This is a genomic window from uncultured Phenylobacterium sp., assembly GCF_902826855.1.
GTDB lineage: Bacteria > Pseudomonadota > Alphaproteobacteria > Caulobacterales > Caulobacteraceae > Phenylobacterium.
On sequence record NZ_CADEGK010000158.1, the window covers coordinates 1 to 11,028 of the forward strand.

Here is an 11,028-nt window from a genome sequence, read left to right on the forward strand (position 1 = left end):
CACGGCCAGCCGGGCGAGCATCGCATCGGGATCGATGGGCAGCGGCTCGGACATCTTGGCCGGGAGGGTAAAGAGCAGGTGCGTCAGAATCGGTCGCAGCGAGTCATGCCGCGTGCACTTTTCTTCGACGAGCCTGGGGAGGGGACAAGCGGCTTTGCCGATGCTATCATTTGCATGTACGACGTAAATCAAACATCTGTTCGAGGACCCTTCATGGCCCTGCCGCCCGTTCTCCGCGACCGCCTACGCATCCCTGTGATCGCCAGCCCGCTGTTCATCATCTCGGTGCCGGAGCTGGTCATCGCCCAGTGCAAGGCCGGCATCGTAGGCTCGTTCCCGGCGCTGAATGCGCGGCCGGCCGCGATGCTGGACGAGTGGCTGCACCAGATCACCGAGGAGTTGTCGATCTGGGACCGCGATCATCCGGACACGCCATCCGCGCCGTTCGCGGTGAACCATATCGTCCACAAGACCAGCGACCGGCTGATGCACGACGTGGAGGCCACCACGAAGTGGAAGGTCCCAATCATCATCACTTCGCTGGGCGCGCGGGAGGACGTGAACCAAGCGGTGCACTCGTACGGCGGCGTCGTGCTGCATGACGTCATCACCGACAGGTTCGCCCGCAAGGCCATCGAGAAAGGCGCCGACGGCCTGATCCCGGTGGCGGCCGGGGCCGGCGGCCACGCCGGCGGGCTGTCGCCCTTCGCCCTGGTGCAGAGCCTGCGCGAGTGGTTCGACGGGCCGATCGCGCTCTCGGGCGCCATCGCCACCGGCCGCGCGATCCTGGGCGCCCAGGCGATGGGCGCCGACCTGGCCTATATCGGCTCGGCCTTCATCGCCACGCAGGAGGCCGCCGCGGCCCAGGCCTACAAGGACATGATCGTCGCCTCGACCGGCGAGGACATCGTCTACACGAACCTGTTCACCGGGGTGCACGGCAACTACCTGGCCCCCTCGGTGATCGCCGCGGGCCTGGACCCGAACGACCTGCCGAAGTCCGACCCGTCGGCCATGAACTTCGGCTCGGGCGGCAACCAGAGTTCCAAGGCCTGGCGCGACATCTGGGGTTGTGGGCAGGGAATCGGGGCCGTGAAGGACATCCCCACCGTCAGCGAGCTGGTGGACCGGCTGGCCGCCGAATACGAGGCGGCCAAGGCCGAGCTGGCGCTCAAGACCTCCTTCACCTCCGGCAAGGTCCTGCTGGCGGCGGAGTAGGTCGGCCCCGCCTCGGCGGACCATCCCCGACTTGCCAAACTAAGACGTCATGGCCCGGCTTGTCCGGGCCACCCATGATCTCCGCGGCGGCGGATGGAGCGCAGCGGCGCCGCTGCGGGCGCTCGGCAACGAGGCCGATCATGGGTCGCCCGGACAAGCCGGGCGATGACGACCGAAGTGAGATGGTGGCCCTACGGCTGCGTGGCCAGCATGTGCTGGCGGTAGCGGTCCGAAAGGGCCTTCTCGTCGTGCGGCGGCGGACCGCGGCCGGCCATGAGTTCGCCGAGATGGTCGAAGTCGCCATGCCAGCCGCTCAGCGTGCCCGGGCGCCAGGGGTTGTCTGCGCCCGCCGGGTGTTCGGCCGGATCGGCAGGCCAGTTATGGTGCTTGGTCCAGGATCCGGGCGTGATCCGCTGGACGAAGACCATGCGGGTGCCGCCATCGACCGTTTCCAGCCGGAACTCCCAATAGCTGTCCGGGTAGCTCTCTGCACCGGGCTGCGGGCCACCATAGCGCACGTAGCCGGGTGGCTCGAACGCCGTGATCACGCCCTTGAAGTCGATCGTCGGCGCGCCGAGCGAATAGGTCCCGCCCACGCGCGGATCGATCCGCGCCTTGAGACCTGCGCGCAGGTGGGTTTCACCGAAGAACCACTGACCGACCTCATTCTGGTCGGTCACCGCGCGCCATACCCGCTCGATCGGGTGCGGATAAATTCGCACGAATTCGATGGTCCAGCGGTCGATGAACCGCGCCAGGTCTGCCTCAGCCATCACCTTCCTCCTGATCCTTGATGCGATCGAGGTGCGCGCCCAGACGATCGAAGCGCGCCTTCACGGCATCGAGCTGGGCGTCCATCCACTCACGAGCCTCGCCCAGCCTCTCGGGCTCCAGGCGATAGAGCCGCGACGTCGCCTGCTGGCGGTATGAGACGAGCCCGCTCTCCCGGAGCACCTTCAGATGCCGCGAGACCGACGGCCCGGCGATGGGAAAGCGGCCGGCGATCTCGCCCGCGCTGCGCTCGCCGCGCGCCAGCATGGCGATGATCTGCCGCCGTGTGGGGTCGGCCAGGGCGTCGAAGGTATCCATGCCTCTATATAGCATGTCAGCTAAATAGAAGAAAGGATAACTAAGCGAGCGGTCCCCTGAGACGGCGTTCCATGCGATATGCAATTAGACTACATAACGAGACGGCGCCTTGGGCGCGGCCATGGTGTGGAGAAAAACTGAGGCCGCCCTTAGTCTAATCCTACTGACCCAGTAGGATTAATGGGTTTATCTCCGCTTCATCGACGAGGAGCGACGCATGAGCACGCTTGCACATACTGGAACCGCCATCCGCAGCCTGACCCTGGCGGCCCTTATGTGCGGGGTGGGGCCGGCGGCTCTGGCGCAGGCCATTCCGACCGCGACAGGCGCTCAACCCGTCGGCATCAGCCAGGAGCAGCTCCTGGCGTTGGTCGGGCGGCTGGATGCGCTGGAGCAGCGCAACGAGACGCTCGAAGCCCAGATCCTCGACCTGAAGGCGGCCCAGACCGGCGGCGACCAGGCGCTGCGCGAGGAGGCGAGGGCCAACACCGTTTCGCTGGCCAATGGGCGGCCGACCTTCTCCACCGGCGACGGCCAGTTCACCGCCTCACTCCGCGGCATCATCCAGCTGGACGCGGCGCAGTACGACCAGCGCGGTCCCGGCCCGCTGGCCACCGACTTCCGCCGCGGCTCGGTGGGCGACGCCGTCGAGGCCGACCGCGCCCGCGACCTGGGCGACGGGACCAATTTCCGCCGCGTGCGCTTCGGGGTCGAGGGCAAGGCCTGGGGCGACTGGAACTACAACCTCCTGTTCGACTTCGGCGGCTCGGGCGTCGAGGAGGCCGGCAAGATCACCAACGCCTACATCGAGTACGCGGGCCTGAAGCCCTTCCGCTTCCGCGTGGGGGCGTTCTCGCCGATCACCGGGCTGGAGGACGCGACCTCGAACACCGCTTCGCTGTTCCCTGAGCGGGCCGCCCCGACCGAGCTGGTCCGCGGCTTCGCCGGAGGCGATGGGCGCACAGGGGCGGCGCTGCTGGCCAACGGCGAGCGCTGGAGTGTCTTCGGCGCGGTCACCGGCGCGACCGTCACGACCCAGGCATTCGACGAGCAACTGGGCGTCATCGGCCGGGTCACCTGGTTGCCCCTGAAGGGGCAGGACAGCCTGGTGCACGTGGGCGCGAACGTGAACCTGGTGGTCAATCCCGCCACGACCGGACCGGACGTGGGGCCGGCGGGCGCGGCCTCGCCGGTGCGGCTGCGCGAGCGGCCGGAGATGCGGGTGGACGGCACGCGGCTGATCGACACCGGCAACATCGACGCCGACAGCCTGGCCAGCTACGGCGTGGAGCTGGGCTGGCAGCAGAAGCAGTTCACGCTGCAGGGCGAGTACTTCTGGATCGACGTGGAACGGCGCAACAGCGTGTTGGCCGATCCGAGCTTCAACGGCTGGTACGGCCAGGCCGCGTGGACGATCACCGGCCAGCCGCGGCGCTACAACGCCGCGAACGGCGGCTTCGACGTACCGCGGGTGGAGAAGCCGTTCAGCCTGAAGGGCAAGACCTGGGGCGTCTGGGAGCTGGCGGCCCGCTACTCCGAGCTGGACCTCGACGACCGCGCCGGCGGGCTGGGCGCGGCGCTGCCGGTGGGCGGGATCCGCGGCGGCGAGCAGCAGATCTTCACGCTCGGGCTCAACTGGTATCCGAACAACAACGTGCGCTTCCTAGCCGACTACCAGCGGGTGGAGGTGAACCGCCTCTCGCCCGGCGGGACGGCCTTCGGCGCGGGGGCGCTCACGCCGCCGGCGGGCGTCCAGATCGGCCAGGACCTCAACATCTGGTCCTTCCGCACCCAATACGCCTTCTAGCCCAACCGCAGGGACTTTCACGAATGACACACGACCTCACCGTGAGCCGTCGCGGGCTGCTGTCCGCGGGCGCTGGCGTCGGCGCAGCTGCACTCCTCCCCGCCGCAGCGCTGGCGCAAGGCTCCAAGGCCACCACGCTGCTGAACGTCAGCTACGACCCGACGCGCGAGCTCTACAAGGAGATCAACGCCGCCTTCGCCGAGTACTGGAAGGGCCGCACCAACCAGGTGTTGACCCTCAACCAGAGCCACGGCGGTTCCGGCAAGCAGGCGCGCTCGGTGATCGACGGGCTGCAGGCCGACGTGGTGACCCTGGCGCTGGCCGCCGACATCGACGAGATCGCCGCGCGGGCCAAGCTGCTGCCGGCCAACTGGCAGAGCCGGCTGCCCAACAACTCGGCGCCCTACACCTCGACGATCGTGTTCCTGGTGCGCAAGGGCAACCCGTGGAAGATCCGCGACTGGCCGGATCTGATCAAGCCGGGCATCGGGGTGATCACGCCCAATCCGAAGACGTCCGGCGGCGCGCGCTGGGGCTACCTGGCGGCGTATGCGGCGGCGGCGAAGACCGGCGGGGACGCGGCGGCGCAGGCCTATCTGGCCAAGCTGTTCAAGAACGTGCCGGTGCTGGACACCGGCGCCCGCGGCTCCACCACCACCTTCGCCCAGCGCAAGATCGGCGACGTGCTGCTGACCTGGGAGAACGAGGCCTACCTGACGATCGACGAGTTCGGGCCGCACGACATCGTCTATCCGTCCAGCTCGATCCTGGCCGAGCCGTCGGTGGCGCTTGTGGACAAGAATGTCGACCGCCACGGCACGCGGACGCTGGCCACCGGCTATCTCAACTTCCTCTACAGCCCGCGCGCCCAGGAGATCATCGCCAAGCACCACTTCCGCCCGCGCGACCAGGCCGCCTTCGCCAGGTACGCCCGCTACTTCAAGCAGATCCCGCTGGTGACCGTCGACAGCGCGTTCGGCGGATGGAAGAAGGCCCAGGCCACCCACTTCGCCGACGGCGGCGTGTTCGACCGGATCTACAGGCCGTGACCGACCGGTTCGCCGCCGCCCCGATCGTCCGCCCGGTCACCGATCCTTGGCCGCGGCGGGCGCGGCTTGTCGAGCATTCGATCCTGCCGGGCTTCAAGCTCTCGCTGGGGATCACGCTGATCTACCTGTCGCTGATCGTGCTCCTGCCGCTGACCGCGCTGGCGGTGCGGCCTTGGGAGATCGGGGTCGAGGGCATCCTCAGGACGCTGACCGATCCGCGGGTGGCGGCGGCGTTGAAGGTGAGCTTCGGCATCTCGCTGGCCGCGGCGCTGGTCAACGCGCCGCTGGGGCTGATGCTGGCCTGGACGCTGACCCGCTACCGTTTCCCGGGGCGGCGGATCATGGAGGCCCTGGTGGATCTGCCGTTCGCCCTGCCCACGGCGGTGGCGGGCATTGCGCTGACGGCGATCTATGCGCCGAATGGGCCGCTGGGGGCGCTGTTCGCCAAGATCGGGATCAAGACCGCCTATTCGCCGGTGGGCATCTTCATCGCCCTGGTGTTCATCGGCCTGCCGTTTGTGGTGCGCTCGATCCAGCCGGTTCTGGAGGACCTCGACAAGGACGTTGAGGAGGCCGCCCAGACCCTGGGCGCCAACGACTTCCAGCGGGTGCTCCACGTGGTGATTCCGGCGATCGGGCCGGCGATCCTGTCCGGCGTCAGCCTGGCGTTCGCCCGCGCGGTCGGGGAATACGGCTCGGTGATCTTCATCGCCGGCAACTTGCCCCTGAAGACCGAGATCGCGCCGCTGCTGATCGTCATCAAGCTGGAGGAGTACGACTACGCCGGGGCGGCGACCATCGGCCTGGCCATGCTGGCGATCTCGTTCGGGGCCCTGGTGGTGATGAACATCGCCCAGATCTTCCTCGCCCGACGGGGGCGCGCATGACCGCTGCGGCGACCACTGCGCGAATGCCCCGGCGCGTTCCCGGACGCAGGAGCTTCGCGCCGGTGATGATCGTGGGCTCGGCGCTGGCCATGGCAGGGCTGATCCTCATGCCGCTGGTGGTGGTGTTCCATGACGCCTTCGCCGAGGGCGCGGGGCGGTACCTGCAGGCGCTGACGGAGCCGGACGCGATCGCGGCGGTGAAACTCACCCTGCTGGTGGCCGCCATCTCCGTGCCGCTGAACGCGGCGTTCGGGGTCGCGGCGGCCTGGGCGATCAGCAAGTTCGAGTTCCGCGGCAAGAGCGTGCTGCTGACCCTCATCGACCTGCCGTTCTCCATCTCGCCGGTGGTCTCGGGCCTGGTCTGGGTGCTGCTGTTCGGGGCCCAGGGGTGGCTGGGGCCGTGGCTGCTGGAGCACGACGCCAAGGTGATCTTCGCCGTGCCGGGGCTGGTGCTGGCGACCCTCCTGGTCACCTTCCCGTTCGTCGCCCGCGAACTGATCCCGCTGATGCAGCAGCAGGGCGCCGACGAGGAGGCCGCGGCGCTGACGCTGGGAGCCAGCGGCCTGACCACCTTTCTTCGGGTGACCCTGCCCAACATCAAGTGGGCGCTGCTCTACGGCGTCCTGCTCTGCAATGCGCGCGCGATGGGTGAGTTCGGCGCGGTCTCCGTGGTCTCCGGCCACATCCGCGGCCTGACCAACACGCTGCCGCTTCACGTCGAGGTGCTCTACAATGACTACGACTCCGTCGGCGCCTTTGCGGCGGCCTCCATCCTCGCAGGGCTCGGGATCATCACGCTTGTCCTCAAGACCCTCCTCGAGTGGCGCGTATCGGGGGGCCTCGCTGGTGGCCGCAAACACTGACGACACGCTGGCGCTGGAGATCCGCGGGATCTCCAAGCAGTTCGGCCGGTTCCCGGCGCTCAAGGACGTGTCGCTGCAGGCGCGGGACAAGGAGTTCCTGGCGTTGCTGGGGCCGTCGGGCTCAGGCAAGACCACGCTGCTGCGGGTGCTGGCGGGCCTGGAGCAGCCGGACACCGGCGAGGTGCGCTTCGGCGGCGAGGATTTCCTGGCGCTGCCGGTCCGCCAGCGGAAGGTCGGCATGGTGTTCCAGCACTACGCCCTCTTCCGGCACATGACCGTGGCCCAGAACATCGCGTTCGGCCTGACGGTCCGGAAGCGCTCGGAGAAGCCGTCTCGGGCCGAGATCAAGGACCGCGTGGCCCACCTGCTGGAGTTGGTGCAGCTGGAGGGGCTCGAACAGCGCTTCCCCAGCCAGCTCTCCGGCGGCCAGCGCCAGCGGGTGGCGCTGGCCCGGGCGCTGGCCATCGAGCCCAAGATGCTGCTGCTGGACGAGCCGTTCGGGGCGCTGGACGCCCAGGTGCGCCGGGAACTCCGGCGCTGGCTGCGCGACCTGCACGAGCGCACCGGCGTCACCACCGTCTTCGTCACCCACGACCAGGAGGAGGCGCTGGACCTGGCCGACCGGGTGGCGATCCTGAAGGACGGCCAGCTGATCCAGCTGGGCCAGCCGAACGAGGTCTACGAGCAGCCGGCGACGCCGTTCGTGTTCGACTTCCTGGGCCAGGCCTGCCGCATGCCGGGCTTGGTGGAAGGCGGTCGCCTACGGATCGCCGACTGGGAGAGCGAGGCCCCGAAGGACGCGCCACAGGGCGCCGTAGAGGTGTTCTTCCGGCCGGACGAAGTGGCCTTCGCGCCGGCCGACGGCGCGGGTCTGGCGGCGGAGGTCACCGGCGTGGCCCAGCGGGGCCCGGACGTGCGCATCGACTGCCGCATCGAGGGGCAGGTGATGGAGCTGGAGGCCCACGGCCCCACCTTGCCCCCTGGCGTTGCGCCTGGGCTGTCGGTGCGGATCAAGCCGCTGCGGCCGATGGTGTACCCGGTCGCCTGACGAGCCTCAGATGCCCAGGTCGAGCAGGTTGTAGTCCTTCAGAGCCCCGCGCGCGTCGTCGTCCCAGCGGAACGACTGGCCGGCCTGCGCGTGGGGCGCGTAGACGAAGGGAGTCTCGTGCGGGAAGCGCTGGCGGCGGGCCTCGATGGCCACGCCGATCACCCGGGCGCGTTCGGCGATCCTTGCAGCGTCGTAGACCGCCTCGGCGTTGTGGATGCCGCCGCCTTTGATGCCGAGGACCGAGCGGCGGCGGTGGAAGCCCATGTTGATCGTCACGCGCCAGTCGCGGGTGGTGTTGGCGAACGACCCGTGGACGGCCTGGCGGTTGGTGATGGCGACATCGCCCGGCGCGCAGACCAGGGGGACGGCCTGGGGCAACCTCTCGGTCCCCGCTGCCGCGACCATGGCCGCGATATCGACCTTGCCCACCCGGTGCGAGCCGGGGACGACCCACAGGCCGTTGGCCGCCGTGCATCCGTAGAGTTGGCCCATCAGGTTGAAGCCGTGCGAGCCCTCGTCGAGGTCGGGGCTGTCCCAGTGTGTCCAGCCGTCCTGGTGCCAGGCCACCGAGGCGCCGAGGCCGGGCGCCTTCATCCAGAGCGCCTCGTTGAACGGCACGAAGTCCGGCCCGTTGATGGCGGCCGCCACGGCCAGCAGCTGCGGATGGCCGTAGGTCCTCAGGCAGGCGTCGGAGAACTGCAGCGAGCCCAGCACCACGTAGACCACCTCGTCGGGGGCGTCGGCGGCGGCGGCGGGCTCGAACATTTTCACCGGATAGCGGCCATGGGCGGCCTTGGTGCCGCCGACCGGGTCGCTGAGGGGCCTGGCCCAGACGAGGTTCATCCCCGCGTGGCCGACGCCCAGCGCCGGACGGCCCTCGGCGTCGGTCTCGGCGCCGCGATGGACCGGCAGGCGCGACTGGATGTCGTGGAAGTCGGCGTCGACGTCGGCCAACTCGTCGGCCTGCAGCACCCTCTCGAAGACGTAGAAGCCGCAGCGGGTGTAGGCCTCGCGAATCTCAGGATGCAGGTCGCCGTCGGCCGTGAAGCGTATGGGGCCGCGGTTGCCCAGCGCCCGCGCCCGCGCCTCGCCCTCGGCGCAGTAGGCGCGCATCGCCTCGTCCTCGCGGCCATAGTCCGCGGCGAAGTCGCCCACCGGCTTGTTCATCGAAACCTCCCAATAGCGCCAGCGCGGAGCGGCAGGGGTCGAGGCCCGAGACTGGACCCGCAGCGGGCCGCGGGCAATGGGATCGCGCTGGGGCCGCCGCTATCGCCGACTATGCAGGCTCCTGCTGGTCGGCGAACTGGTCTTCGAGATAGCGAAGGTCGGCGGTCATGCCGGTGTTGGCCGTCACGCCCAGGCCCAACCACGCCTGCATCTGCGGACTGAGCTGCGCCTGTGTCTCCGGCGAGAGCACGGCGTTCCAGTTCACCTGCGGACGCAGGAACGGCACCGTGTAGTAGCCGAACAACAGGGCGCGATCCTGATCGGCGGTGATGTTGGCGCCGGAGGTATGCCACATGCGGCCTTCCATCACGACGATGGAGCCGGCCTTGGCTTCGAAGGGGCGCAGCCGCTTGTGGGCGTCCGGCGGCACGTCGGCCCGGGTTGTCCACTTGTGACTGCCGGGGATGAAGAGCGTGGCGCCGTTCTCGAACGTGACGTCGGTCAGGCACCAAATGATGTTCATGGCCCAGGGCGTGAGCCACGGCTCCGGCACGACCAGCGACTGGTCGGAGTGCAGGGCCATCGACTTCGAGCCGGGTCGCGCGATGTTGGCCGTGAAGTTGGAGATCAGGAACTCAGGCCCGACCACCGCACGCACCATCTCCACGGCGACCGGATGCTGGATCAGCTCGCGGAAGATCTCGTCGAGCTCGAGCAGGTAGAAGACGCGCACGTTGCTGGGGTTCGGGTCGAGCACCGGCATGTAGGTCGACTCGCCGCGGCGCTCGAACTCGCGAGCCGCGCGCCAGAGCCGGTCGAGCGCCTCGCGCGTGCGCTCCGCGTCAAGCACGTCGGGGATGACGCACCACCCCTCATCCTGCAGCTGCCTCCGATGGTCCATCGTCGCACCGTCCTAGCCCGTGGGCGACATCGCGCCTCACCTGCGATGCACGTTAGCCCCCCGCGGGCCGGAGAGAAACAAGGCGCGCCGTGACCCGTGGCGCCGCATCTCGGCGCCTATGCCTGTGGAGCCTCCGCATGTGGCGGCGGCACGGTCAGGAGTGGGTCATGCGGGCAGGGACAATGGCGGCGGCAGCCGCGGTGTTGGTGGCGGCGGTTGCGGGCTCGGGGTCAGCCCAGGCGGCCTACTTCGTCAACGCCGTGGCGCAGCTAGGCTCGGAGGTCGACGGCGGCCAGCAGACCAACGGCCCCACGTCGGCCACGGCGAGCGTCGGCGACGGTCGCGTGACCGCTTCGGTCGACCTCACCAGCGGCCAGGTGAAGAGCTACACCAGCTTCTACGGACCCGACTCCCCCAGCGACTTCGGCAGTTCCGCTGGCGTGTTCGGCGACCAGGTGACCTTCTCAGGGAACGGCCCGGTCAACTTCTCCTTCGGCTTTGACGGCCAGATCGATCTCGACGTCTACGACCCGGAGAACACCAGCACGATCTTCTTCCTGGTCACCGCCAACCTCCGCGTCTTCAACGCGGGCTCGGGCGCCAATTCGAGCAACTTCGTCAGTCACGGAGGCGCGCTCGTGTCGGATTCCTTCAACTGGACGTTCCGGCCAACGGACTCGTTCTCCATGAGCTTCGACGAGCTGCTGCAAGGGTCGACCCTGGTTTCGGCCGGCGGGACCTACGACGTCTTCGCCAGCTTCTCGCCGGCGGTGGCCCTCAACGGTCACGACGCCGACGTGACCATGGACTTCTCGCAGACCGCCACCTTCGGCATCACGCCGGACGACCCGGGCGTGAAGTTCACCTCCGCCTCCGGCGCCCTGCTGGGCAGCGCCCAGACGATGGCCGCGGTTCCGGAGCCAGGGACCTGGGCGCTGATGATCGCGGGCTTCGGCTTGGCCGGAGCCGGGCTGCGACGGCGGCGGGCGGCCTTGGCTT

Annotated in this window: 12 protein-coding genes; 7 read left to right on the forward strand and 5 right to left on the reverse strand. The window is 69.0% G+C overall.

What is annotated here, in order from left to right:
* The coding region (locus QZV94_RS18420; protein ID WP_293680124.1) for a hypothetical protein at positions 1–192 on the reverse strand (192 nt) is incomplete at its 3' end.
* Positions 193–213: 21 nt separating this feature from the next.
* On the opposite strand from QZV94_RS18420, the gene QZV94_RS18425 reads away from it, so the two are divergent.
* On the forward strand, positions 214–1,218 hold the full coding sequence (locus tag QZV94_RS18425; protein WP_293680126.1) for a nitronate monooxygenase family protein: 1,005 nt from the start codon (positions 214–216) through the stop codon (positions 1,216–1,218).
* Positions 1,219–1,409: 191 nt separating this feature from the next.
* Here QZV94_RS18425 and QZV94_RS18430 read toward each other — a convergent pair whose 3' ends face one another.
* The gene (locus QZV94_RS18430) at positions 1,410–1,991 is read right to left on the reverse strand and encodes an SRPBCC domain-containing protein (RefSeq protein ID WP_293680128.1); all 582 of its coding nucleotides are present in this window, start codon (positions 1,989–1,991) and stop codon (positions 1,410–1,412) included.
* Positions 1,984–2,307: a helix-turn-helix transcriptional regulator gene (locus QZV94_RS18435; RefSeq protein ID WP_293680130.1), complete on the reverse strand. Its 324-nt coding sequence runs from the start codon at positions 2,305–2,307 to the stop codon at positions 1,984–1,986. The genes QZV94_RS18430 and QZV94_RS18435 overlap by 8 nt, the downstream gene beginning before the upstream one ends.
* Positions 2,308–2,524: 217 nt before the next feature.
* On the opposite strand from QZV94_RS18435, the gene QZV94_RS18440 reads away from it, so the two are divergent.
* From QZV94_RS18440 to QZV94_RS18460, 5 genes are all read left to right on the forward strand, one after another.
* Positions 2,525–4,114 (forward strand): porin, encoded by a 1,590-nt coding sequence (locus QZV94_RS18440; RefSeq protein WP_293680132.1) that lies wholly within the window; start codon positions 2,525–2,527, stop codon positions 4,112–4,114.
* 23 nt (positions 4,115–4,137) lie between these two features.
* On the forward strand, positions 4,138–5,163 hold the full coding sequence (locus QZV94_RS18445) for a sulfate ABC transporter substrate-binding protein (protein WP_293680134.1): 1,026 nt from the start codon (positions 4,138–4,140) through the stop codon (positions 5,161–5,163).
* 23 nt (positions 5,164–5,186) lie between these two features.
* On the forward strand, positions 5,187–6,050 hold the full coding sequence (cysT, locus tag QZV94_RS18450; RefSeq protein WP_367254813.1) for a sulfate ABC transporter permease subunit CysT: 864 nt from the start codon (positions 5,187–5,189) through the stop codon (positions 6,048–6,050).
* A gap of 65 nt (positions 6,051–6,115) precedes the next feature.
* Complete coding sequence (gene cysW, locus QZV94_RS18455) at positions 6,116–6,913, forward strand: sulfate ABC transporter permease subunit CysW (protein ID WP_367254816.1); 798 nt, start codon at positions 6,116–6,118, stop codon at positions 6,911–6,913.
* Positions 6,914–6,920: 7 nt separating this feature from the next.
* Positions 6,921–7,961 (forward strand): sulfate/molybdate ABC transporter ATP-binding protein, encoded by a 1,041-nt coding sequence (locus QZV94_RS18460; RefSeq protein WP_293680145.1) that lies wholly within the window; start codon positions 6,921–6,923, stop codon positions 7,959–7,961.
* Positions 7,962–7,967: 6 nt separating this feature from the next.
* Here the strand turns inward: QZV94_RS18460 and QZV94_RS18465 are convergent, their stop codons facing one another.
* Together QZV94_RS18465 and QZV94_RS18470 are read right to left on the reverse strand one after the other, a co-directional pair.
* A complete protein-coding gene (locus QZV94_RS18465) occupies positions 7,968–9,128 on the reverse strand; it encodes a phytanoyl-CoA dioxygenase family protein (protein WP_293680139.1) in 1,161 nt (386 codons plus the stop codon).
* Positions 9,129–9,237: 109 nt separating this feature from the next.
* Positions 9,238–10,029, reverse strand: coding sequence for a phytanoyl-CoA dioxygenase family protein (locus QZV94_RS18470; RefSeq protein WP_293680141.1), 792 nt, complete (start codon positions 10,027–10,029; stop codon positions 9,238–9,240).
* Between the two features lie 167 nt (positions 10,030–10,196).
* Here QZV94_RS18470 and QZV94_RS18475 point away from each other — a divergent pair.
* On the forward strand, positions 10,197–11,028 hold an 832-nt coding region (locus tag QZV94_RS18475; protein WP_293680143.1), incomplete at its 3' end, for a PEPxxWA-CTERM sorting domain-containing protein.

Coding starts and splice junctions, on each gene's coding strand:
- cysW (WP_367254816.1), top strand. CDS start 6,116: ATGATCGTGGGCTCGGCGCTGGCCATGGCAGGGCTGATCCTCATGCCG.
- QZV94_RS18470 (WP_293680141.1), bottom strand. CDS start 10,029: ATGGACCATCGGAGGCAGCTGCAGGATGAGGGGTGGTGCGTCATCCCC.
- QZV94_RS18435 (WP_293680130.1), bottom strand. CDS start 2,307: ATGGATACCTTCGACGCCCTGGCCGACCCCACACGGCGGCAGATCATC.
- QZV94_RS18445 (WP_293680134.1), top strand. CDS start 4,138: ATGACACACGACCTCACCGTGAGCCGTCGCGGGCTGCTGTCCGCGGGC.
- QZV94_RS18425 (WP_293680126.1), top strand. CDS start 214: ATGGCCCTGCCGCCCGTTCTCCGCGACCGCCTACGCATCCCTGTGATC.
- QZV94_RS18440 (WP_293680132.1), top strand. CDS start 2,525: ATGAGCACGCTTGCACATACTGGAACCGCCATCCGCAGCCTGACCCTG.
- QZV94_RS18430 (WP_293680128.1), bottom strand. CDS start 1,991: ATGGCTGAGGCAGACCTGGCGCGGTTCATCGACCGCTGGACCATCGAA.
- QZV94_RS18465 (WP_293680139.1), bottom strand. CDS start 9,128: ATGAACAAGCCGGTGGGCGACTTCGCCGCGGACTATGGCCGCGAGGAC.